Genomic DNA, 23,762 nt, shown 5'->3' on the forward strand with positions numbered 1-23,762 from the left:
ACAAATCGCGCGTTCATTCCGCCCCTCCCGCAGGAACGGGGGCCACGCCGGGTGCTGGAGCCACTTCCCTTGCCTCGGCGGGCCTCGTCAACGCTGTCATCATGAGGTTGATCACCAAGAGGGACATCCCGGTATCCATACTGATACCGGAGAGCGTGCGCACCAGCCAGTACGGCCTCATCCGCACCACCGTGTCGACCCACTCGGTGCCGTTCATCCACTCAAAGCCTTGCTGCAGACCAGCGGCGGTCAGAACGAGGCCCATCGTGGAGATGCCGACCGTGATCAGCCAGAATGCCCAATTGCCGAGCGCAAAGGACCAAAGCTCGCGACCACACACCCGCGGCCAGACGTAGACAAGGCCGCCCATCGCCCACACAACAAATGTCCCGAACACGGTGAGGTGCGAATGGGAGATGACGAAGTCCGAGAAATGCGTCGGCTGTTGAATCGACCGCAGCGCCTCGACCGAGCCTTGGAAGCAACCCGCCAGGTACATCAGCGAGCCCATGATCAGGAACTTCGCGGGCAGATTCTTCCCGAAGCCATCCCAACGCCCCTTCACGGTGCCGAAGAAGTTCACCAGCACGGTCCACACCGGAATGATCAGAAGCATGGAGGTGACGATTGCAAGCGTCTCGGCCCAGTCGGCGATCGGGCTGTAGAGATAGTGATGAATGCCGACAAACGGGTAGAACAGGGCGAGAGACCAGAAGCCGACCAGTGACAGCTTGTGAGCGTAGAGTGGGTTACGCACGCTGACAGGAAGGAAGTAGTAGATCAGCACATAACCCGCGGGCGTGATCCAGAGGCCGACGATGTAATGGATGTAGAGGCCATGGAATGCCGCGCTGTTTATTCCGGAAATCGTGTAGGGCAGGATGAAGCTTCCCAAAACCAGGTTCATCGTCGTCCATATGAAGGCGGCGATCAGGTACCAGAGCGCGACATAGAGCTGCGGTTCGAGGCGCTGTGCGATGGTCATGATGAATTGCGCAGTCGCGGCGGCTACTACGATGAGCATGGGAATTTCAGCGAAGAGCGGGAGTTCACCGGCTTCCAGCCCGTGGTTCGTCCCGAAAGGCAGCGATACGAGACCGGCCAGGAGTGCGATGCTCCACACCCAGGCGAGCGGGACGCCCCACTGACCCCACGGCACGCGAACACCGCACAGGCGCGGCACCAGATAATAGCACTCGCCGATGAACAGCGTCGAAAACGCGCCGAAAATGACGCCATTGACGTGCACCGGACGGAGCCGACCAAAAGTCAGCCCCAAGGTAGGACCAAGATAGTCGGGATAGTTGAAGAGACCGGACAGCGCCACGCCGATCGACGGCGTGACCATGAGCCAGAACATCCCCAGGTAAAGCCAAGTTCGAACGACACTCCAATCGACCAGTTGATCAAGGTCGACACCAGCGAACCTGCCTCGTAGTTGCAATGTTTCTGTCATGGCGCGCCCTTTGCCGACATCGCGGCCTCACGCCGCGCGGCTCCTCAGGCATCACTGCGGCATTTGTTGCTCCGTCCGAACTCGCTCGTCACGGGACCCGCTTCTTCGCGTTCCGAAGGCTAGTACTTGCCGGGGACCAGCACCGAGCCGCTGTTCGACCAATAAATGTACGCCTCGAGTGCCTTCATCGCATCCGAATCGGAATCGATTTTCTCGCCCTGATTTGGCTTTTCGATACACCAGTTGATCATGTCGCGAAGCGTCGCGAATTTGTTCATGCTCGCCTGATACTTCGGGAACGCCTGCGGGTGGGTGTCGGAGGCAAAGGGATGGCACATGGCGCAGGCCATTCCGGTGTTGCTGAGCACGACGTTCATCTGCTTCGCGGTCGCGGCATCGCCATGGAACAACAGGTCGCCTTTCTTGACCTGCTCCATGAAGGCGTCCTCGTAAGCTTTCAACTGTTGAGGTGTTACCGGGTCCTTGTTCGCATTGGCAGGGCCGACGAGAACCGCAAGCGCGGCCAAGAGACCAACGAGCGAAGCAATGCAAAGAGCGAACAGCAATGTCGTTCTGGTTGTCATGGCTGTTCTCCCTAGTACGGCCAGATTTGGTCGGCGATCCGCGGCCGCAGGATCTCAGGCTGACTCAGCGAGGAGTCCGGCGGCGACTGAACGAAGACCTCCTTCCGGCCCCACATAATGTACTCGGTCTCGATCCGATCATTCTTCATGCTCAAGGTTTCCCAGCCAACACCATCGTAGAAATCGCCGGGGTCGGCGCGGATCATCGGCTTGGTGAGCTTGGGCACGCCCTCGGGGGCATAGGGCCAAGGCCAGGAGGTCGCCAGCATGCCGATCGACCGCATGGTTCCGATTTCGTTGTAGAGCACCTGATGGACGTGGCCATGGATATTGGTGACGTTGAGATAAGGCTTGAGCACCTCATTAACTTCACGCCAGTCGCGCACCCAAAAGTTCCAGGGCGGATAGTATTCGTAGAGCGGATTGTGGCTGAAGATGACAACCGGCCTGGCTTTGTCCCAGTCGGTAAGCGTCTTCTGCATCCAGTCGAGCTGGTCGCGGCCCACGCCGGCCCACGGGCCGGCGACGCTGCCGTCGAGGGTTGCCATATGGTCCATGCGCTCTTCGGGGCTCATCTTCCGCGCCGTCCAGTAGTCCGGTCCGCGGGTAACCGTGTCGAGCCCGATAAAGCGCACCCCCTTGTGGTCGAAGGTCCAGTTGGGCTTGTCGAAAAGCTGCTTCCACTTCGCGCCCATATCGTAGTACCAATCGTGCTCGCCCGGGATGAAGACTTTCCGAATCTTCACTTCGTTCAGGAGTTCAACTCCGAGCTCGAGCTCGTTGGCTCTGCCGAGCTGAGCCAAGTCGCCACCGAAGATCATGAAGTCGGCCGGCGGGCTCATGGCCTGGACTTCCCTCGCGGCGCGCTGCACCTTCTCGACGAAGCGCGTGTTGACAGACTTCGGGTACAGGTGGGTGTCGGAAACCCAGGCGAACTTGAAGGGCTCCTCGGCAGCGTAAGCGACGTCGATGGTGTTGAGTAGCGGCCACCATGCGAAAGTCTGAGCGACTGTAGCCGCGCCGGTCAAACACGATCTGTGGATGAAAGTGCGCCGAGTAATACGGAGCGAGGGATCGGGATGTACCCCAGGCCGTTGGAGAACCGCCGCCAACTCACGCCGTTCACGGTCAAGCTCGGACATAGGCGCCTCCTCCCGGTAGATCGTTCCTCTCTGTGTCTGAGATCTGTCGCCGGACCTCGCGGTTATGTGTGCATTGCGCAAGTGCTGCCGGCGATTACCGGCGGTGAAAAAGTCTATTGCTTCATTAGTTCTATCGTTAGTTCAGTCGGCTTGCCGGCCGCGACGGTGACGGACTGCTGCACGGGGCCAGTGAGGGACTGGACCGCCACCAGGGTATAGTTGCCAGGCGGTACTTCAGTGATACTGAACTTTCCGTCGGCGCCGGTGATTGCGTAGTAGGGGTTATCCACCACGTAGATCCATCCTTCCATCCAGCCGTGTGCGTCGCAGTCGATGCGCACGGTTCCGGCCCGCGTCAGCTCCGTGGGAATTCGCTGCCCCTCGTTCGGCAGTGCCATATTGAAAGCTGTGCGCTTCCCGTAATAGCCGTGGGTGTTGTGCAGTATCGGGTCGCTATTCACGACCACGAGTGGTCCCCCGCGGATCACCTGAACCTTGGGCTCGAAACGACAGTTGTGATTGACGAGCTCGGGCGTCTTGGCCTGCCCCGCCTGCGCCGGCCAGGCTTTTCCTTTCGCCACCTGGGTCAGATACACGACCGCGTTCTGCACGCCCTTGTCAGGTCCAACGTCGATCAAGGGCTCGTCGCGAGGTCCGTCACAGACCTGGACATCCTTGTTCGGAATGATCTTCCGCGTTTCGACCGCGCCATTAAAGATGACCTTGCCCTGGATGGTTCCGCCCTGGGGGACGGGGCCCTCTTCGTACGCGCGCGCCGGCACACCGCTGATCGCGGTGGCGATCAGGGAGGCCACAATGACTGATTTTATGGGTTTCATCCCGGCGCCTCCCCATTCTCTCAAGGCCAAGACCCAATCGTCTTGCCAGGGGAAACACACCTTAGTAATTTATAGCATACCTAAACCTATCTGAAGTCAATGGTTTGACTGGCGCAGGGCAGGCGCCGAGGAGCGGCTTCGCGGCCTGAAGGCTGCGACCAGAGATTGCGGAGGTTCAATGAATCGCCGCCATGAACTCATTCATCCTTCGGCTCTCCGGCGCAGTCTCTGTGGCGCGGTCCTCGCAGCAGTGCTGGTTACCAGCCAACCGGCCTCGTGCGCGGCCACCTCGTCTGTCACGATCGGAGGACCTTTCAGTCTGACAGCGCCCGACGGCACGACGGTCACCGATCAGACCTATCGGGGAAAATGGCTGCTCGTGTATTTCGGATACACCTTCTGCCCCAATACTTGCCCGACAACGCTCCTGGAGATCGCCACTGCGCTTGAGACGCTCGGCCCCGACGCCGCCAAGGTCCAGCCGCTCTTCATCACCGTTGATCCCAAGCGCGATACAACCGACGTGTTGGGGAAATACACCCAGTCGTTCGATCCAAGAATTGTCGGACTCACGGGCACTCCGGCGCAGATCGCCGCCGTGGCGCATGATTATGGAGCGTACTATGTCGCTCATAAAAACGGTGACGGCGCCGATGACTACCTCATTGACCACAGCACCTACATCTACGTCATGGACCCGCAGGGCCAGTTTGTGCAGGCGTTCGACGCCGACACGCCCGCCGATCGTATCGCCGACGATCTGCTCCATCTCGTGAAACAGGAAGTGAGGCCGCATTGACGTGAGATAATGCCGGGAAGCAGCACCGGTCATCTCTAGGAATGATTTGGCACCGCGTGAGACCAAACTCATGATGTATGACAAATTTTTCGCGGATGCGATCACTAGGCTCCGTGATGAACATCGCTACCGGGTGTTTGCGGATCTTGAGCGCATCGCCGGACGATTTCCGTGGGCGGTTTGGCACTCGCCCCAGGGAACTTGGAATGTGGTGATCTGGTGCTCGAACGATTATCTCGGGATGGGGCAGCATCCGAAGGTGATCGGCGCCATGGTCGAGACGGCGACCAGGATGGGCACCGGTGCCGGCGGCACCCGCAACATTTCCGGTACAAATCACCCGCTAGTCGAGCTCGAGCGCGAACTCGCAGACTTGCACGGCAAGGAGGCTGCGCTCGTCTTCACGTCCGGCTACGTTTCGAACCAAACGGGCATCTCGACGATCGCCCGGCTGATCCCGAATTGCCTCATCCTGTCGGACGCGATGAACCACAATTCGATGATCGAGGGTGTCCGCCAATCTGGTCTTGAGAAAAGGATCTGGCGACACAATGACGCTGCTCATCTTGAGGAGCTTCTGGCGGCAGTCGACCTTGGTCGTCCCAAGCTGATTGTTTTCGAGAGCCTGTACTCGATGGGCGGCGACGTAGCGCCGATCGGGCAGATCTGCGACCTTGCCGCTCGCTATGGTGCCATGACGTATCTGGACGAAGTGCATGCAGTCGGCATGTACGGCCCACGCGGCGCTGGAGTCGCGGCACGCGACGGCGCCATGCATCGTATCGACGTTATCGAGGGAACGCTTGCCAAGGCCTTCGGATGCCTCGGCGGCTATATCGCGGGATCGGCCAATCTCGTAGACGCGGTCCGCTCCTATGCACCCGGCTTCATCTTCACGACAGCACTGCCGCCAGCCATCTGCGCGGCAGCGACCGCGGCAATCCGTCATCTCAAGACTTCGAGCTGGGAGCGCGAGCGCCAGCAGGAGCTGGTCGCCTGCGTGAAACGAGTCCTCAGCGCAGCTTCGCTACCGGTCATGCTGAGCGATACCCACATCGTCCCCGTCATGGTGGGCGACCCCGAGAAATGCAAGGCCGCGACCGACCTCTTGCTCGCAGACCACGGCATCTACATCCAGCCGATCAACTATCCGACCGTATCGCGAGGGACCGAGCGGCTGCGCATCACGCCCACGCCGTATCACGACGATATCCTGGTCGATCAGTTGGTTGGGGCGCTCGCGGACGTCTGGGATCGGCTTGCGCTGCCCCGCAAGGGCCAAACGCTGGCGGAAGAGTTGGTTCGCAGCGCCGGTTGAAAGACGGCGCCCCGGGCGTGGCTTATAAATCGGGCGCCTCGATTGGGACGCGTTCAACGTCGGCTATGCCTCCAATGGCGGCGCGAAAAGCGACATCGCGTGAGGTCCGAGTCCGGCCCGACTCCCGACGATATCTGCGTTCGCGCCGCTTTCGGAGCCATATCGGACATCGAACGTGGCCTGATCTGCAGTGGTGATCTTGTGAATAGATGCATGCCCTAAGCAGCCAAGCGGCGCTCCTCTTCGATCGCCTCTTCGTCACCACCCGAAGCCCTCTTCAGGAAGCGGGCCAGGGCGGCTTTTCGTGAATCGCGGTCGAGGGCGTAGGCGGTTTGCTTGAACTCAATGCCATCAAGGAGCCCTTGAATGTAGCCCGAGATCGTGTCCGCAGCCATGATGAGCGCTGTGTCAAGCGTATGAATGTATTTGCTCGTCACCGAACCTTTGGCATGGCCGACGAGGGCCCCGCGATGGTAACCTCGGTAAAGCCTAGATCATTGGCGATGCTTGCGAAGCTGTGACGCAGGACGTGGGGAGTCACATCGGATAGCGGGGAGTCCTCGAAGAGATGCTTCCAATGGTTCGGGAAGTTGCCGAACGCATTGTCCTCACCCTGCCCCGGGAAGAGGTATGTACCGACATTGTCGGTGCGTCGTCGCTCAAGATACTCGATGACCGGCAGCCCTATGGGACGGATGGATTCACCCTCCTTGCTGTCCTCCAACCGCAGGCAACTCGACTCGGTATCCGCCTCCGTCCATTTCAAGGCGATCATTTCGCTGCGCGGGCAGCCGGTCAGCGCGAGTTGGCGAATGATGTCCACGATGGTGGTGTATTTCTCCTGCTTGGCAGCGTCGCGGAGCATCCGACCAAGTATTCGGTACTCCGCCTCGGACAGCCGACGCTTTCGCACGTTGTCCTTTGGCTTGCGGACGCCATGGGCCGGGTTGCCATGGATAATGCCCGCCTCGACGGCATAGGTGAGGATACCGCCGAGGAGACCAACGGTGCGCGTGGCGGTTCCAGCGCCGCCTCGGACGATGGCCTTTCCCCGTAACTTCTTGGTCTTGACCGAAATCCGCGTCTTTCCGGCCATGATGTCCTTGAGGACCTTGTGGGTGTCCGTCTTCGTGAGATCCTTGACCCGCCGAGTCCCAATGAGCGGAATAATGTGACGCTCAATGCGGCCAGTGTCGGTGACGATCGTTGAGGCTTTCTTCGGCCGCCCTCCCTTTCCTAGGATGAGCCCGGCCTGGAGATCAGCGACATAGCGGGCACACAGCTCCTTCACAGTGATCGCCTTGTGATCGAGCTGGCGAACTTCGACGGGATCATCTCCCCCAGCGACCCGACCGAGTTGCACCTTCGCTTCACGGCGTGCAGTCTCAGGCGCCCAGGCTCCGTGAAGCCCAATTGTGTAGCGACGTGAGCGACCCCTCGTTCGATACTGGATAACGTAGCTCCGCTTGCCCGAATTGAAGACCCGGAGTCCGAAGCCGGTCAGTTCGTCGTCCCAGATGACGTAGTCCTTCTCTTTAGCTTCTGCCGCCTCAACAATCCTCTTTGTGATCTTAACCATGACGTGCCTTCGTTCCGGGCACGATCTCTCGCGTAAGCAGCACGTAAGCAGCCGGGAGAAAATCGGTGCGAGCTTTCGGATAGGAGCGTCGCTTCTGTTGTTGAGAATATCCAATTGCCTCAGAGTGATAGCGTCGCATAGCGTGCCCTATCGTATTTTTCGGACGGACACGTTATCTTGCTCCGAAGGCAAAGGTCACACGTTCGAATCGTGTCGGGCGCGCCATTTCGTTTTGCAGCGCCATGCGCGCCCCAGCCCGAAACTGTAACTCGGCTTCATTTACCCGAGTAAGCAATTCAATCAAATCGTCGCCGGTGCGCTCACAGGCTGGCCCTCACCCGGTGAACATCCAGAGTCGCTCGCTGGCCATGTAACCCACCAGTAGCAATGTGCCAAAGGCGACGATAAGTGCTGCGGCGCCAGCCTCGATTCCGCGCATCGCGAGCATGCCAAGCCCGGCTCGCGTAAGAGCAAGGCGCGTTGCGAGTCCGCGCGCGCTGACGGCGAGTGTTGCGATCGCCGCGACCGTCACGGCCGTCCCCAATCCCATGATCAAGGTGGCGCCGATACCGGTCCAGAACAGGTCCTGGGCCAGCGCGAAGATCAGCACGATGACCGCGCCGGAACACGGCCGCAATCCAACCGCGACCACCGCGGACAGACCTCGGCGCCAACCGCCGCTGCCTGCGAGCTCAGCGGGCTCCGGCCCATGGGCGTGACCCCAGGCCGATGCGTGATGCTCATCGTGACAATGAAAGCCGTGCACGGTGCAGCCATCGACCATGCATTGGCCGCCGCGCATGGCGATCGCGGCAGGCCTCCCCGCGGACAACCCGAGGGTATTCGCAGTTTGGCCTTTGGCCACCGGAACCGACGCGAAAGCCAGTTCGGGCGCCGTCCTCCATGTCAGCTCGCGCGAGGCGATGAGAAAACCGCGACCTTTGACATAGAGAAGCCTGAGCCCGATCAGGATGACGAGAGCATAGCTTGTGATCTCGACGAGACGGACCGTCAGCCCGATCGCCTTTGCTGTAGCGCCGAGAAGAACGGCGGCGATGGCGACGACGATAATGGCGACAATGGATTGAATGCCCGCGGACGCGAATGACAGGACAACGCCCCGGCGCCAAGTCTCTTCATTGGCGATGAGGTAGGAGGAGATGACCGCCTTGCCATGCCCCGGGCCTGCGGCATGAAAAATGCCATAGAGAAAGGAGATGCCGAACAGACCCCACATCGCGGCCCCATCCTCCTTGCTAGCCCGGATGAAGCCCGACATCGAACGGTAGAAGGCGGCCTGCTCCGCAAAAATCCAACCGCTGACGCCCGAAGCGGAGATGCCGGCTGCGGCGGGATGCGGCGCACCAAACGGCGCGCTCCAGGCCGATACGATGCCGCCTGCAAAGGCGATAAGGATCGCCAGGAGGGCAGTGACGGAGACGGCGCGCGGTCTGGTCATGGGCACTTTACCAGCATCTTGTTCGCGAAGGTTTCCCCGTAGGTGCTGGAGGCATCGAGCGGATCGCTATCGAGCTGACTGAGCCGCAACTGTTCCGCCGGCGTTGGCTGGTGCGGCAGATCGTAAGTCAGATTGCATTGCGGCGCGCCGCTCAAGGAAACCGGCTTGTCCTTGGCAAATTCGAAATCCACAAAGATCGTGGGATCGTAGACCTCAATCTGCATTGCCTTTGCCGTGGCGGCCGCCTTCAAAGGTAAAGTGAAATGGAGAGTCAGGGCGGCGTTCTTGTAATCCAGCCAATAATCGACGGGGTCCGAAAACTTCACTTTCTTACCGTCCGCGCGCGCGAAGGTGAAATAGCCATACTCCTTCAGCGAATCCACGTTGACCTGCGCGAGCGAGGCGAGTTCTTCGCGCGTGTACTGGCCCTTTTTGGCGTGCGAGATGCCCTGAATCGCATAAGCTGAAAACATGTCGTCGAAGGTCCAGGCGTGGCGAACACCCGTCATGGTGCCATCAGCGGCGTAGAGGACTTCGCTGTGAAACGTGACCCAGACATGGGGGTGCGCCTCGGCGCAGTTGACGGATAACAAGAGAAGAATCGCGGCGGAGTAACACGAGCGTTTGATCATGGTCTATCTGCCGAATCGAGTAATGAGTGGACCCGCATCAGCGGGGACGGTGATCTCAAATGCGCATCAGAGCGTGATAGCGCACTAGGTGACGCATGCACCCTGCCTCGCGCCACGCAAGACAAGTCCTGCGGCACGGAAGTGACGGCAAGGCTTCAGACGGCGGGGGGCGCGCGTGACAGGAATGCCGGGTGACGCGGTTTAATCACCCGATCGGAAACCGAATTTAACGCGCGATCAATTTCTGCAAATTGGAGCGCTTTCAGACCTTCAGGCGCATCCGGTAGTGAGGAGTTCGACAGCAGGAAGCCCGAGAAGCAGATTGGGCAGTTGTCATCGTGATCGGCCAGTCGCGCCGGCAGCTGCGTTACGGATTGCCCTGTTGGCCGGGCGTGCCTGAGGCTCTCGCCGTCGGTGCGGCCGAAGCTTGAAAAAGTGAGATCGTGCTTGTGGACGTGCTCGAACGACAGCGCGAGCTGCAGCACAAGCGCCGCCAGCGCGAGATAGGCTCCGCATCGCCGGGTGAAGACCCGTGCTGACATCGATTTCGCCCCCGCCAAGGAGCCGTTCCCTTCTGAGGTCCTTGAAGCTATCGCCTTCGGCCGAACCCGCGCAACCGTGCTGAATTGGCGATCAACCTGCAACGGACGAGGAAAATATGGCGATCGAGGGGCTACGAGCGCCCTGTCATTCGAATGGTTCCTTTCGAGGGAGCAGGCTCTTTCTGTCCGGTTGCATCACCCTTGCCGGCTAGGTCGTGCGGCCGCTCACCGACCGCATCGGTCGGTGGAAAGATGCTGTCATATATCGCGCGAGCTTCGCGAATGAGGCGAAGTCGCTCGAGCTCGGATTTGCTGACAAATTCTACGATCTTGCCCATCAGCTCACCCTCAGGCACAGCAAGCCTCAAAGCCTTGCCTAAGCAGGTCCTTTGGCAGGTCACGCCCGATGAAAACAAGCCGCGTCTGGCGCGGCTCCATCTCCTTCCAAGGACGCCGACTTCCGCCTTCAATGAGCATGTGGACGCTCTGAACGACAAACTGCCGATCGTCATCCTCTATTGATGCGATGCCCTTCATGCGCAGGATGTCCGTCCCGTAGCGTTGGGTGACATCCTGAATCCAGGACACAAACTTATTGGGCTTCATTGGTCGGTCCGCGACCAGGGATAGGCTGGCGATCCTGTCATCGTGTTCGTGCTCGTGTTCTTCGGTGAGGAAACCCGGCTCGACTTCGAGGATGCGCTCGAGATTGAAGGCGTCTCGTCCCAATACTTGGGCGAGATCGATACCGCAGCGCTCGGTTCGGTGAATCTGCGTATATGGATTGATGCTTCGGATACGACGTTCGACCGTTGCGAGGCCGCCCGCATCGACAAGATCGACCTTGTTAACGAGAACGATGTCGGCGAACGCCAATTGCTCCTGCGCTTCAGGGGTCCGGTCGATCTGGTCGACCAAGTGCTTGGCGTCCGCGACGGTGATGATAGCGTCAAGCTTCGTCTTGCGGCGGACGTCTTCGTCGACAAAGAAGGTCTGCGCCACAGGCGCGGGATCTGCGAGCCCCGTCGTCTCGACGACAATGCCATCGAAGCCGCGGCTGCGCCGCAGCAACCCAGCGATAATGCGAATAAGGTCGCCGCGGACCGTGCAGCAGATGCAGCCGTTGTTTCATCTCGAAAATCTCCTCGTCCGCGTCGACGATGAGATCGTTGTCGATACCGACCTCTCCGAATTCGTTCACGATCACCGCAAACCGCTTGCCATGTGTTTCGGAGAGAATGCGGTTCAGCAGCGTGGTCTTCCCGGAGCCGAGATAGCCGGTCAGAACCGTGACGGGAATCTGGGGTGCAGCATCGGCCATGGTGTTGTTTTCTCCTCGGGCTTCGTGGGCGGCGCTTTTCGCCATATCGTCGGGATCGCTGATCTGCGCATGGTCTGTTTCGGGCCCGGATCGAGCGGAAAGACGCCTCAGCAACTTGATGCGAAATGCCACCCCCGAGCCCGTTGCGGCCGGATATGTAATGTTATAACGTTACATGTGGTCGAAAGAAGGCACAAGGGACCATCAACCGAGAGGCCCTCTTGTTCCGGCTGTGTCGCGACACCCTAGTACATGCCGATGCTCGACGGCAGTTTGATTTCGATTTGGCCCGTCGGTCGGCACACGATATCTACGTGTGGCGAAAAGCCTGCTTTCGACGGCTTCGGCTGCTGATCTTGATTGGTCTTGCGCTGGCCGCAGCGATCTTGCCGGCTTCTGCGCAACAAGATGCGACCAAACTACAGGTCGTGGCGACATTTTCGATCCTCGGTGATTTCGCCAGGAATGTTGGCGGGGATCGGGTCGACGTCACGACGCTGGTAGGTCCCAACGGCGACGTCCACGTCTATACCCCGGCGACGGCCGATGCGGAGGCGATCAGGAATGCCAGACTTGTGATCGTCAATGGGCTCGGCCTGGAGGGCTGGCTGCCGCGGCTCGTCAAATCATCCGGCAGCAACGCGACCACCGTCATCGCAACCCATGGCATTGTGCCGCACAAAATCGCTGCTGGTGAGATACTGAGTCGTGATCGCGGCGTGGGGTCAGTGGACCCGCACGCCTGGCAATCCGTCATGAACGCCGAGATTTATGTCGCCAATATCCGCGATGCCATGATAGCCGCCGATCCCGCCAACGCTGCGACGTACGGAGCCAATGCATTGGCATATCTAACCAAGCTGGAGGCGCTTGACCACGATGTTCGCGAGGCGCTCGCGCCGATCCCCTTCGAGCGGCGCAAGGTGTTCTCAACTCACGAGGCTTTTGGCTATTTCGCCGCTGCCTACGACGTCGCGTTCGTGGCGCCGCAGGGCGTTTCGACCGAAGCCGAGCCGAGCGCACGGGATATCGCAATCGTCATCGCGCAGATCAAGAAAGAGAAGATTCCAGCGGTCTTCTTGGAAAACATCAGCGACCCCAGACTGATGCGCCAGATTGCCTCCGAGACTGGAGCAGCGATCGGCGGAATGCTTTATTCGGACAGCCTGACGGCGAAGGACGGCGAGGCTCCGGGCTACATCGAGATGATCAGGCACAATACCAGCACGATTGCGAGAGCCCTGATGGAGTAACACGCTTGTCCGCGTGATCCAGCGCTAACGATTGAATGCACTGCGATGCTTGAACTTGTAGGCAAAACGGTTCGGAACAGGAGAATTAATCCGGTGCGGTTAAGATCCGTCCTTCTGATCTGCGGCTTGTTCACTATCGCCATTGCTTTGTTGGCGTCGCCAAGGTCTTCTGCTACGCAGCAATCATCGGATGTTCCGGCTTGGCTAAGGACCCATGTCGGCGAAGGCGAAGGTCAAATTGCAGAAGTGGTCTTGCAGAGGGCCCGCACACTTTACCAGCAAAAAGTGAACCAAGGCGCGGTTAAAAATCCCTGCTATTTCGCGATGGACGCGACGCGTCCAAACGATTTAGGCGGCGTCAGATTGGGGCGTCGGTTCTACGTTATCTGCGAATCCGAGCGATTGTTTCGTGCAATTTCGGCGGGTCACGGCGGCGGTCGCGATTTGAAAGGCGTCGCGGATTTCGCGAACGGAAGACGCTGCGCGAAGAACTTCGGCAATGCGATGGATTCAACTCTGACGACTGGTGGGGCCTATGTAACCGGCGAGACGAAGACGTCTTTCAAAGGCTACTACCGTATCTCGGCGAAACAAGACGCAGTTCTGGTACGCTCGTTTGTTCAGTTTGATGGCGAGGGCGAGACCGCAAATGCCCGACAGCGCGAGATCGGCGGGCATCCGGCCGAGTTGTTGAGGAACGTCTGTCTTCGAAAGGATCCACGCAGTCCGTACGCAAACCACGACGGATACGTTCCTTTTGGAACACTGGAGGATTACACTGGCGGCCGCAGCAACGGCTGCACCAGTTGGTCGCCATCGGATGCCGGCCAAATCATCGCAATGGTGAAGGATAACCCCACGACGCTTTACATCTATCCTGACTCTGCCGACATCGAAGCCGTCGCGCGAGCGGTGGCGGCCGGCCGGTCGCTGTCCGGCGTGGGACTGTATTGGAACGCTTCCTGTTTGAACGAAATCCGCGCTCCGAAATTTTGGCCAAAGGAAACCCTCGAGCCAGTTCTGGCTCAATACAAGAAGGATCATCCGGCACCGGCGCAACAGCCAACGCCGATTTGCAAGGAACGGTAAATTCGCTCGTTTACGTATTGGAGTGACCGTTCATCCTTCGACGGTACCGCCCTTTTCGTCACCTCGGTCCTAATCAGGTTGCCCGCGCGGTTCAACAAACGGCGAACGATCATGGTACCAACGGCGCGTTCGCGCCGCCTTGCGCGACCGGCCGGCATGTTGCGGCCGGCGGCGCGCGCCTTTCGGGCGCGGCGCCGGAGTGTCCGGCTTGGGCCGTTCCAATTCCTTCTGTTCAGTCGCGAGCGTCACCTCAGTGGCCATCAAAGTTCCCTTTGGCTGACGCAACGAAGCTAAGCAGCAAGAGTTACCGTTGTAGCAACCGACCTTTAGTCCATCTTGATGGGAGGTAAAATATGACGACTTGCACTGAAACGAAACACGCCAACCATTCCCATCAACACGGCCCTGGCTGTGGGCATACGGCGGTACGGCACGAAGCCCACACGGATTACCTGCACGACGGTCATTTGCACCACATGCATGGAAATCATGTTGATGAGCATGTGATCGCCGTTGACGAAACCAACCCTGTGCATTGCACGCCAAACATCGCCTGCCCCGATCATACTCACGGGCCGGGCTGCGGGCATGAGGCAGTCCCTCACGGGGACCACATCGACTATCTTGTCAATGGGCGACTCCATCATCCACACAACGGTCATTGTGACGATCATGGACCGCTGACGCTGGCCTAGCTGCCGGATGGCCTGATGAGCGGCTGGTGACTTCAGGCGGACGCTTGCCTTTCTCTCATAATCCAGGGCACAGCGATTTTGGCAGCATCGTATGGCCGGAGAGCGAGAGCGTACTCAACTCAGCACTGCACGGCATCCTCGCACGCGCGGTCCGGTTACGAGTCATCCTAAAGGAATTGGATCGTTGCGATCCGCTAAGCGGTGATCGGAGACGTTGTCAACCCATGAAGGTACAGGCCAAACATGGATCGACCTGCCGAAACTTGGTCGAAGTCGTAATCAGACTCCGCTCGCTGCTCTCTCGAAAAGAAATGGTCGGATGACAGAAACGACTTCATCTGGAAATTCTTCATGGAGAGCCAGTTTGCCTTTGGGCAATCGCTTGATTTGAACATTCGGCAGAGCTGCCAGTGAGTCGATTTCGGCGCGCGAGCGCGCAGGGATCTCATCCCCGTAAACGACCAGCGTCCGCTTATCCGCGTTCTGCGCCAGGCTGACAAAGCCATCGCGGCTCGTGACCCGATCCAAATACCCGCTGACAAACCGTACCGAAGCGTGCCGTGCTCCGGGGGCCCGCACGACGGCGAGTTTGGCCAAGAGGCGATCGCCTGAGAGCCATTCCGGGTCACTATAGACGTGCTCGCGCGCCATCTTTCTCAAAACCAACTGGCTCACATTGAGCCGATACAGCAACTCCCCAACAATCGGCAGATCAAGAGCTGTCCTCACGCGAGCAAACCACGGCCGATAGGCTCCTATCATGGTCGGGAGCGGTCCTCGCCATGTCGGCGCGATCAATACGAGACAGTTGGTCGATTCGGGACGATGAACGGCGTGGTACAGCGCGTAGGTTGCAGCGTGGCCGGCCGCGATGAGAGTGTGTGATCCCGGTAAAATCCCGCTCAAAACCCAATTGAGAAATGCGGAGAGTGCATCGGGCGACCAATCGGCTCGCGGGCGCGGCAGGTCGCCAAACCCAGGCCAGTCGACCATGGTTACGTGGAAGTCCGACCTTAGCCGGTCAAAGAGCGGGCGCATCTCCGCGCGCGTCGAAATCGAACTTAGAGCGGGCAAGAGCACGAGAGATGACCCATTGCCGCCCTCCTCCATCCCGATCGTGACTGTTGCTCCTTCCCAACGACAATCAATTCGGCGTTCCATCGAGCTCCTCGCGATGCGAACTCGCAAAGAACCACACAACTTGGTGCGGTTCATCCTTCTCTCGACCAGGTCCTTGGCCTTGTCGGCGACGGCCTTTGACGGAGCTACCTGGGATTCCGCCCTGGCAACAAGCGGGTGGAATTGAGAATGAACACAAGCTCCGAAGCTACGTGGATGAAGGCGGCGAGGAGCGGGCCCAAAACACCTATCGCTGCCAAGCCGATGCCAAGCGTGTCGACGATCAGGGTTCCCGCGAAGTTCTGCCAGATGATGCCCCTCGTCTGCTTGGCGAGCGAGAGTGTCTCGGCCAGGCGAGCCAGATCATTGCCGAGCAGAACCACGTCCGCACTTTCCCGTGCCACATCGGTGCCCGAGCCCATGGCTATCCCGACGCTCGCTTCGGCAAGCGCCGGCGCATCGTTTATGCCGTCACCGACCATCGCGACCACGCGATCTTGCGCAACCAGCTTGCGAATGCGCGACAGTTTCTCCTCGGGAAGAAGTTCCGCCTCGATCTCGTCAACGCCGAGCTTAGCGCCAACCGCAGACGCGACGCGGCGTGTGTCTCCGCTCAAAAGCACTGTCTTGATATTCATGCGATGTAGGGCCGCGACCGCACGCTGCGCCTCCGGACGAACGGTATCCGCCACAACGATCGAGCCGACCAAGCATCCGTCTTGCGCAACGAAAACTTCCGCTCCCGCTTCGGCGTCGCCAGCCGCCGAGCCTTGAACCTTGACACCGTTATCCGAGAGCAAGGCCTGATTACCGACAAGAACGACGTGATCGTTGACCCTCGCGAGAATTCCACGTCCCGGCACGTAAGCGAAGCTGCTCGGCTCCGCGATGTCGCATCCTTGCCTGCGGGCATATGCGACGATCGCCCTGCCCAGAGGATGTTCCGATCTCAGTTCGGCCGCAGCTGCAACCGCGAGAACCGCGTTGGCCGAGGTTCCCTGCGCGGCCATGACCTGCTGTACATCCGGTTTGCCGAGCGTGAGCGTTCCCGTCTTGTCGAACACGACAGTATCGACACGCCCGAGCGTTTCCAGGTGGATGCCTCCTTTGACAATCGCGCCAAGACGGGCGGCCCGGCCAATGGCTCCAAGAATCGCAAGCGGCGTGCCAGCCGCGATGCCGCAGGCGCCGGCGACGATGACAACCGAGATGGTCGAACGCATGTCGCGCGTGATCACAAAGGTGAGCACGGCGGAGGCGAGCGCGAAATAAACCAGATACCCCGCCAAGCGATCGGCGAGGCGCTGCACAGGGGCACGGGATTTTTCAGCCCGCTCGACGGCTTCGATGATCTGTCCGTAGCTGGTATCGCGGCCGATCCGCTCGACACTGATTTCGAGCGCGCCCGACTGGTTGATTGAGCCCGCGAAGACCCGGACACCGGCCGTCTTCTCCACCGGCATGGATTCGCCGGTGATGCGGGATTCATCGACGAATGAATGGCCATCAAGCACAATGCCGTCCACTGGGATCCGGCCGCCCGGCGCGACCAAGATGGCGTCCCCGACCTTCACCGCCTCTGCCCCGACTAAGCGGATCGAGCCGGCGCGGCGTACCGAGACCTCGCGCGGCAGAAATTCCAGAAGGTCGCGGATTGCCTTGCGTCCCCGACCGACCGTCATCCCCTCCAGTACCTCGGCCACCAGCACGAATAGGGCGATGACAAGCGCCGTGAAGAATTCGCCGATTGCGGCCGCTGCGACGATGGCAATCGTCATCGATAATTCCATCGTCATGCGGCGCTCGACGATGTTCTCGAACGCTTCCTTCAAGATCGGCCATCCGCCGATCGCTAAACCCAGCACTCCGATGACGCTGACGGCGGGGTAAGGCTCCCAGACCCGAAACCACACCGCACCGGCGGCAAGAGCGACAATCGCAATGCGAACCGCTTCGGGCCATTCGAACGCATGCTCATGCCCATGATCGTGATCATCTTCGTGGGAGTACGGATGGTGCAGATCCTGCTCCGCTGCGTGGCCAGCGTCGCGAGGACCTGTGTGTTCCTCTGACGATCGCCGGAGGATCGGACGCAGGCTGTCCTGCAAAGCCATGCGATTTCTCCCTTTCTTATTTCAGGTAGGCGCGAACCACTTCAAGGAGCTCTTCGGAGCCGTGGCGCCGCTGGGCATCATTCTCGGCCGCAAGGATGTGTCCGCGGACATGGTCTTCCATCACCTCGGCCATCAGCCCGTTGATCGCGCCGCGCACAGACGCAATGAGCTGCAACACGTCGGCACACCCGATTTCCTGATCTAGCGCCCGTTCGATCGCTTCCACCTGCCCGCGGATGCGGCGGACACGACCCAGCAGCTTGGATTTTCCGCGAACGGTGTGCATCTTTAAGGCTCCGGAAGGTGGACATAGGGGGGTATACTATATTTGTGCCGAAGTCGCAAACCTCCGAAGCACCCTGAGTACTGGAGGCCTGGAACATTCCTGCCGCGACGACGCCGAAAGTCGGCTGGCTGTCGCGCGATGAGAACACAGGCGCCAAGCACGAGAGGCGGCGATAGTGCGAAGCTCGGATCTATGAACCGGCAAAGACCGATGTTCCGCCGAGCAGGGACGGGTTTTCGCGGATGGTTTGACTTGCGATGGCCGTCCACTCTCCTCGCCCACTAAACGAGGGCGACAAGGGCTGCGACAACGAACCCATTTGCTGTCCCGAGGGCAAGGACCGCCAGAATTCCTAGTTGACTACGCAACTGCCATCGCCGTTAGGCACGCAGACACTCGCAAGGCAACCCGGCACATTCGTAATGGGGTCGCGGTCGCGCCACCCTGGCTCAGGCCTGATGAGCCATGGACAGCAGAATTCCCAACTCTGACAAAGAATCGCATGCGACTTTGCGTGCAACTTTCGCCGACACGCTGAAGTGAACCAGATAATCGCTCGCATTCCTCCGCGGAACAAGAGCCCTGTATTATAATCGATAACAATCAGATGTCGTGCAGTCTGGGCAGAAGGCCAAGACAGGAGCAGCGACATGAAGACGACGCTCGTTCTTGCCGCATTATTGGCTCTGGCAGTTACCTCTTCGGCCGCCGCTATGGCCTCATTGAGTGTCCGAAGCAATTGGTCGACACTCTCAGCCGAAAGGCTCGAACAACTTCCTCCACAAGTCGGCTCCGCGATTCGCGCGGCGCAAAGGGGCTTGCGGAGAGGATGAGCCGCGCGTTTGGACAGGGTTTCTCACATACCTAACGGAGCGAAATGGGACGGAGTTCATCTCGCTTCACTTCAACCATTTCTATTGTAAGCGGTCAGCGGCAGTCTGCGGTTCAACGGGCTCTATGCACCGCGTGTTCGTGTCTCACGGGAGGCAAGCTCGCGAAGTCTGGCACGGCCTGGTGCAGGATATCGACATAGACGACCGCTCTGAACGAGCGACACTCAACATACGATGCGGAGATTCCTGCACGTCGCGGCTGCTGTGGAATGGCAGAGCGTTTTCACAACCCTGATCACAGGTTTCCTCAGTCGGCTTCGGCTCGCGAATGCCGCCCAAAAGTTCCTGAAGGCCTACACCGAACGCAAGGATGCGCACTACGTCCTGCGCGTCGCGCCCGTTCTGCCGCGCGCTACCGTGGGGCGAATGCGATCGCAGTAGATCGTAGACAGGCGTAGGATATCGTGCCGCCGCGACCGGGAGAGCGCCACCAACCTAGATTGGCCGGGTCGCCACCCCCGTCAATCGGGAGCGGTCTCCATTCCGTTCTTCACGTCCGAGATTGGCCCGAGCCCCTGAAAATCGCGCAGCTCTTTCACGTAGGTGGTTTGAAATCAAATGACAGGCTTGGTGCAGTAACTAGGCGGCCAGGCGGCGCTCCACTTCGGCCTCGTCTGGGTCAGTGCCTGAAGCTCTCTTCAGAAAGCGGGCCAGAGCAGCTTTTCGTGAATCTCGGTCCAATGCGCAGGCAGTTTGCTTGAACTCAATGCCCCTTCACACTATCGCCTTGTGATCGAGCTGTCGATCTTCTACGGGATCCTCACCTCTAGCGACCCGACCGAGTTGCACCTTTGCCTCTCGGCGTGGACTCTCTGGCACCCAAGCTCCGTGAAGTCCAATTGTGTAGCGTCGTGAGCGACCTCTCGCTGGCGCAGGCTAAGGCTATCTCACGCAGCGCGAAGAAGGCCGTCAAATGGAAGGGCTGATCGAATGTGGACGCTGTGGGGACTGGCGGTCCACACCATCGCGGGTTTCTTTGACGCTCACGCCGCCGCGAGTACAGCGCATGAGCATCGGTTCGGCTTCATCGGCCAGACCATTACCGGTCTCGTCGAGGGCGTCCTGAGTGGGGCGCTGGGATCGCAGAGATCTAGTTGTTTGCCGATCCTCGCGATCACCTCCTTTGGAGGAAGCGCCGAAAAGACATCTGCCGAGTTCAACAGTTAGCGCTTAGTGGAATATCGGACGAAGTGCGAGCGATTCGGAATCCGTGCTACAACGTGATCGTGGGGTCTCGTAACGGCCGATTGGATGACACTGCGGGCCCATCACGATCTGTAACGAGGAACTATCCCCAAACGCATACCCGATGGATTCACCGTTGAAGTGCAACTGTTGATTTGAGTTGGGAGAATGCCTCCGCGGGTGTCTTGAAGTCCAGGCATTTGCGTGGGGTGTTATTGAGGCGCTGGGCATATCGTCTGAGATCGGCCGCTGTGAGGAGATTGAGGTCCGTCTTACGAGGCAGCCAGCGTCGCAAGCGGCCGATCGAGTTTTCCACGCCGCCTTTTTGCCAGGGGCTGTGAGGATCACAGAAGAAGGTCTGGACGCCGAGGAGATTATGAAGCCGATGGTGCTCGGCGAACTCGTTCCCATTGTCGAAGCTGATGGTTTGGCGCATCGCCGGTGGCAGTTTGCAAAGCTGGCGGGCGATGGCTCGAGCCGTGGGAATAGCTTTTCAATCCACGTGGCGGTGAACCAGGCTGAAGCGGCTTTGTCGTTCGTGGAGAACCATTAGCCCCTGGCCGGATCGGGAGAACATCATGAAGTCGGCCTCCCAATGGCCCGCCGTCTGGCGGCTGTCGACCTCAATGGGCCGTTCGGTAATCGAGCGCCGCTGTTCGATGAGGCTTGCGGAGCTGCCTCCCCGTCGCCGGCGACCTCGCATTTTTTTGTGACGTGGCAGCAGACGGTACCAGTAATCCTTCTGGGCCGTCCGATGATAGATGAAACGATAGATTGACTCATGGCTGATGATGACGCGACCATGCTTCAGCGCCAGTCGGCCCGCGATCTGCTCCGGCGAATGTTCCATCGCAAGGCTTTTGCCCACGCGTCTTCGCAGGTCTGGCTGGCGCGCCAGCTTGAAGCGACAATCCCACCGTCTCCGTCGCTCGGCTAATTGCTGGGCCCGGACCGGCTCGTACCCGCCGGCCCAAGCCTTCGTTGGCCTGGAATTGCGCTCAAGTTCCCGACTAATGGTGGAAGGCGACCTGCCCAGGGCCGCCGCAATTCGATTTTGAGATATACCGCCTGCATGCAGGCGGTATATCTCAACGCGCTCTTCAAGGCTGAGCTGGCCATAACATCGTCCCATCGCAACAACACCTTAACAGGTGTTGCACTTGCATCGTGAACCGAAGCCCCTTCCAAAATTGTGAGATTGCTAAGAGCCTGCTTCTAAACGAGATTCTTTCTTCAAGCGTGTTGATGCACAAAATGCCGACTCGCGATCCCACTCGGATATCCTCATGTCCGCTGTTGAGGGCTTTGCGGACGACATTTGCTCAACGTGAGTTCTTCGCCTTTTGTGAAGGGTTTCGGATGCCGGCCGCTTGATAGACGGCGCCGCGTATTCGGCGGCCGGCGTCCGAAAGCCTCCAAAGGAGGAAACCGCGCTGGGGGGACGTAGGACGATGCCGCGTGATCGAGCTAAGTCGTGTCAAACAACCTTCAGACGATCGATAGGGTCGTCTATGGGGATTTAATGTTTGGCGGCACTCGTACTTTCAAGGACTTGGCCGTAGTAAAAATACCACACCACACAATCTAAACGTGAGTTCTTCGATATTCGAATCTCATGAGCCAAACTGATCTCTATCGATCTGGAAAGCCTCCGGAGCTACTGAGCCGAAACTGTTTTGAGTTGCTCGTCAAGAGCATCACGGCATTTGTAACTCTGCTTGCGTCGAGATTCCTGGACTGGGTCCAACGAGCGCGATGGTGCACACAATCACGGTCGAGAATGCCGGGTTCGAGTTGGCTCTTGTGCAATGGGGGTGCTACGCCACGAACTTCCAGATCAGCAGATCCTCGATCATCCGATCATTGCCAACGGGCTAATTGCACCGCTCGTCACGATGACCTGTCGCCTATTGCTTCGCCGTGTCGCCCGCCGCGGCGTTCTACCGCGCGAGCGGTTTAGTCCATTGACCCTGGCTGTGTGAAAACGCTGACCGCTGGTATGATTCTCTCGTGATTCTGCGGGGGAATTGATGAGGCGCTTCGTTGAGGAGGCGGATCGAGGGCAATGGACGCTGTTGCCCGAATGCCTCGATGATTTCATTGATGAGAGCAACCCTGTTCGCGGGATCGACGTGTTTGTCGATGCGCTCGATTTGGCTGAGATGAGCTTCGAAGGGGTTGAGCCGGCGGCGACTGGTCGGCCGTCATACCACCCCGCGGTTCTCCTCAAGCTTTACATTTACGGCTATCTAAACCGGGTTCAGTCGAGCCGGCGGCTCGAACGAGAAGCCGGACGCAATGTCGAGGTCATGTGGCTGCTGGGTCGGCTCGCTCCTGATCACAAGACGATCGCGGACTTCCGCAAGGACAATGGCCTGGCGCTACGCAAGGTATGTGCGCGTTTCGTCGAACTCTGTCGTGAGATGGGCCTTCTGGCGACGGCGAGCGTCGCCATCGATGGCAGCAAGTTCAAGGCCGTGAACAACCGGGACAAGAACTTCACACGGGCGAAGGTGGAACGGCGGCGCGCCCAGCTGGAGGAGAGCGTCGCGCGCTATCTGAGCCAACTTGATACCGCCGATCGACAGGAACCGACGGAGGCGCTGGCGGCGAAGGTAACAAGGCTTACCGAGAAGCTGACGAAGCTGAAGGAGGAGATGGGCAAGCTTGCCGTTTACGAGAAGCAGATGCTCGCTTCGCCCGACCAGCAGATCTCTCTGACCGATCCCGACAGCCGTTCGATGGCGACGAGCGGCCGTGGTTCCGGCGTCGTCGGCTACAATGTGCAGGTCGCCGTGGATACCAAGCACCATCTGATTGTGACGCATGAGGTCACGAACAGCGGCTCAGATCGGGCTCAACTGGCCAATATGGCCAAGCAGGCGAAGGCTGTTCTAAAGACCGAGACGCTCGAGGCCGTTGCCGATCGCGGCTACTTCAGCAGCCTGGAGATCCTCGCGTGCCACGAGGCCGGCATCACGGTAACTCTGCCCAAGCCGCAGACGTCGGGCGCCAAGTCAGATGGCCGCTTCGGCAAACAGGACTTTGTCTATTTGCCAGAGGAGGACGCCTATCGCTGTCCAGCTGGGGAGCAACTGCCATATCGCTTTACGAGCGAGGAAGACGGCAAGCGGCTACGGCGCTACTGGACCACAGCCTGTCAAGATTGTTCGCTTAAATCGCAGTGCACGACAGGGCCAGAGCGGCGGATTCCCCGATGGGAGCATGAGCATCTGCTCGAAGCTGTGCAGCAGCGCCTTGATGCAAAGTAAGCGCTAAGCCGATACCCAGGGTTCGGGGTTAGATTAGATGTGCGAAGAAGCGTCCGGATTGAACGGAGGTTTGGGATGGGATTGGACGGCAAAAAGGACGTCCATTTGGACAGCTCGTCAGTTGGGGCGGTCAGCCGGCTTGAGGTGCTTGAAGGCCCCTCCGGGCGTGGTGTGCGTTCGGAGGC

17 protein-coding genes and 5 pseudogenes are annotated in these 23,762 nt (G+C 59.4%); 6 read left to right on the top strand and 16 right to left on the bottom strand.

Annotation, left to right across the window (positions count from 1 at the left end):
• Positions 1-13: 13 nt before the first annotated feature.
• The 4 genes from AC5ZGW_RS09140 to AC5ZGW_RS09155 form a co-directional block, all read right to left on the bottom strand.
• Entirely contained in the window at positions 14-1,444 is a 1,431-nt protein-coding gene (locus tag AC5ZGW_RS09140; protein ID WP_130227187.1) for a cbb3-type cytochrome c oxidase subunit I, read from the bottom strand.
• Between the two features lie 131 nt (positions 1,445-1,575).
• Entirely contained in the window at positions 1,576-2,040 is a 465-nt protein-coding gene (locus AC5ZGW_RS09145) for a c-type cytochrome (protein ID WP_130227180.1), read from the bottom strand.
• An 11-nt stretch (positions 2,041-2,051) separates the two neighbouring features.
• Positions 2,052-3,182, bottom strand: a complete 1,131-nt coding sequence (locus AC5ZGW_RS09150) for a metallophosphoesterase family protein (RefSeq protein WP_130227181.1) — start codon at positions 3,180-3,182, stop codon at positions 2,052-2,054.
• 113 nt (positions 3,183-3,295) lie between these two features.
• Positions 3,296-4,021 carry a carboxypeptidase regulatory-like domain-containing protein gene (locus AC5ZGW_RS09155; protein ID WP_130227182.1) on the bottom strand — a complete coding sequence of 242 codons (726 nt, stop codon included), beginning with the start codon at positions 4,019-4,021 and terminating at the stop codon, positions 3,296-3,298.
• A gap of 178 nt (positions 4,022-4,199) precedes the next feature.
• On the opposite strand from AC5ZGW_RS09155, the gene AC5ZGW_RS09160 reads away from it, so the two are divergent.
• Both AC5ZGW_RS09160 and hemA read left to right on the top strand, forming a co-directional pair.
• Positions 4,200-4,820, top strand: coding sequence for an SCO family protein (locus AC5ZGW_RS09160; RefSeq protein WP_130227183.1), 621 nt, complete (start codon positions 4,200-4,202; stop codon positions 4,818-4,820).
• A 70-nt stretch (positions 4,821-4,890) separates the two neighbouring features.
• Positions 4,891-6,138 carry a 5-aminolevulinate synthase gene (gene hemA / locus AC5ZGW_RS09165; RefSeq protein ID WP_130227184.1) on the top strand — a complete coding sequence of 416 codons (1,248 nt, stop codon included), beginning with the start codon at positions 4,891-4,893 and terminating at the stop codon, positions 6,136-6,138.
• Positions 6,139-6,356: 218 nt separating this feature from the next.
• Here the strand turns inward: hemA and AC5ZGW_RS09170 are convergent.
• The 6 genes and pseudogenes from AC5ZGW_RS09170 to AC5ZGW_RS09195 all read right to left on the bottom strand — a co-directional run bounded on the left by AC5ZGW_RS09170 (position 6,357) and on the right by AC5ZGW_RS09195 (position 11,671).
• A pseudogene (locus AC5ZGW_RS09170) lies at positions 6,357-7,717 on the bottom strand (tyrosine-type recombinase/integrase).
• 334 nt (positions 7,718-8,051) lie between these two features.
• Positions 8,052-9,176 (bottom strand): nickel/cobalt transporter, encoded by a 1,125-nt coding sequence (locus AC5ZGW_RS09175; protein ID WP_130229668.1) that lies wholly within the window; start codon positions 9,174-9,176, stop codon positions 8,052-8,054.
• Positions 9,173-9,808, bottom strand: coding sequence for a DUF1007 family protein (locus AC5ZGW_RS09180; protein ID WP_130229667.1), 636 nt, complete (start codon positions 9,806-9,808; stop codon positions 9,173-9,175). The genes AC5ZGW_RS09175 and AC5ZGW_RS09180 overlap by 4 nt, the downstream gene beginning before the upstream one ends.
• 155 nt (positions 9,809-9,963) lie before the next feature.
• The gene (locus AC5ZGW_RS09185) at positions 9,964-10,350 is read right to left on the bottom strand and encodes a hypothetical protein (RefSeq protein WP_130229666.1); all 387 of its coding nucleotides are present in this window, start codon (positions 10,348-10,350) and stop codon (positions 9,964-9,966) included.
• A gap of 131 nt (positions 10,351-10,481) precedes the next feature.
• Positions 10,482-10,688, bottom strand: coding sequence for a hypothetical protein (locus AC5ZGW_RS09190; protein WP_130229665.1), 207 nt, complete (start codon positions 10,686-10,688; stop codon positions 10,482-10,484).
• Between the two features lie 10 nt (positions 10,689-10,698).
• Positions 10,699-11,671: pseudogene (locus AC5ZGW_RS09195) on the bottom strand (CobW family GTP-binding protein).
• Positions 11,672-11,985: 314 nt separating this feature from the next.
• Here AC5ZGW_RS09195 and AC5ZGW_RS09200 point away from each other — a divergent pair.
• Positions 11,986-12,924 carry a metal ABC transporter substrate-binding protein gene (locus AC5ZGW_RS09200; RefSeq protein WP_245475055.1) on the top strand — a complete coding sequence of 313 codons (939 nt, stop codon included), beginning with the start codon at positions 11,986-11,988 and terminating at the stop codon, positions 12,922-12,924.
• 93 nt (positions 12,925-13,017) lie between these two features.
• Entirely contained in the window at positions 13,018-14,013 is a 996-nt protein-coding gene (locus AC5ZGW_RS09205; protein WP_130229670.1) for a hypothetical protein, read from the top strand.
• Between the two features lie 326 nt (positions 14,014-14,339).
• Here the strand turns inward: AC5ZGW_RS09205 and AC5ZGW_RS09210 are convergent, their stop codons facing one another.
• The 5 genes and pseudogenes from AC5ZGW_RS09210 to AC5ZGW_RS09230 form a co-directional block, all read right to left on the bottom strand.
• Positions 14,340-14,687: a hypothetical protein gene (locus tag AC5ZGW_RS09210; RefSeq protein ID WP_165435550.1), complete on the bottom strand. Its 348-nt coding sequence runs from the start codon at positions 14,685-14,687 to the stop codon at positions 14,340-14,342.
• Positions 14,688-14,987: 300 nt separating this feature from the next.
• Entirely contained in the window at positions 14,988-15,923 is a 936-nt protein-coding gene (locus AC5ZGW_RS09215; RefSeq protein WP_130229663.1) for an alpha/beta fold hydrolase, read from the bottom strand.
• 50 nt (positions 15,924-15,973) lie between these two features.
• Positions 15,974-17,941 carry a heavy metal translocating P-type ATPase gene (locus tag AC5ZGW_RS09220; protein WP_130229662.1) on the bottom strand — a complete coding sequence of 656 codons (1,968 nt, stop codon included), beginning with the start codon at positions 17,939-17,941 and terminating at the stop codon, positions 15,974-15,976.
• Between the two features lie 16 nt (positions 17,942-17,957).
• The gene (locus tag AC5ZGW_RS09225) at positions 17,958-18,227 is read right to left on the bottom strand and encodes a metal/formaldehyde-sensitive transcriptional repressor (protein WP_130229661.1); all 270 of its coding nucleotides are present in this window, start codon (positions 18,225-18,227) and stop codon (positions 17,958-17,960) included.
• 1,613 nt (positions 18,228-19,840) lie between these two features.
• Positions 19,841-19,987: pseudogene (locus AC5ZGW_RS09230) on the bottom strand (integrase); the annotation flags it as partial.
• Positions 19,988-20,050: 63 nt separating this feature from the next.
• Between AC5ZGW_RS09230 and AC5ZGW_RS09235 the strand changes: the two are divergent.
• Entirely contained in the window at positions 20,051-20,287 is a 237-nt protein-coding gene (locus AC5ZGW_RS09235; RefSeq protein WP_130229660.1) for a hypothetical protein, read from the top strand.
• A 148-nt stretch (positions 20,288-20,435) separates the two neighbouring features.
• Here the strand turns inward: AC5ZGW_RS09235 and AC5ZGW_RS09240 are convergent.
• A pseudogene (locus tag AC5ZGW_RS09240) lies at positions 20,436-21,437 on the bottom strand (IS30 family transposase).
• A gap of 898 nt (positions 21,438-22,335) precedes the next feature.
• On the opposite strand from AC5ZGW_RS09240, the pseudogene AC5ZGW_RS09245 reads away from it, so the two are divergent.
• A pseudogene (locus AC5ZGW_RS09245) lies at positions 22,336-23,568 on the top strand (IS1182 family transposase); the annotation flags it as partial.
• Between the last annotated feature and the right edge of the window lie 194 nt (positions 23,569-23,762).

The organism is Bradyrhizobium sp. Crot121 (assembly GCF_059512385.1).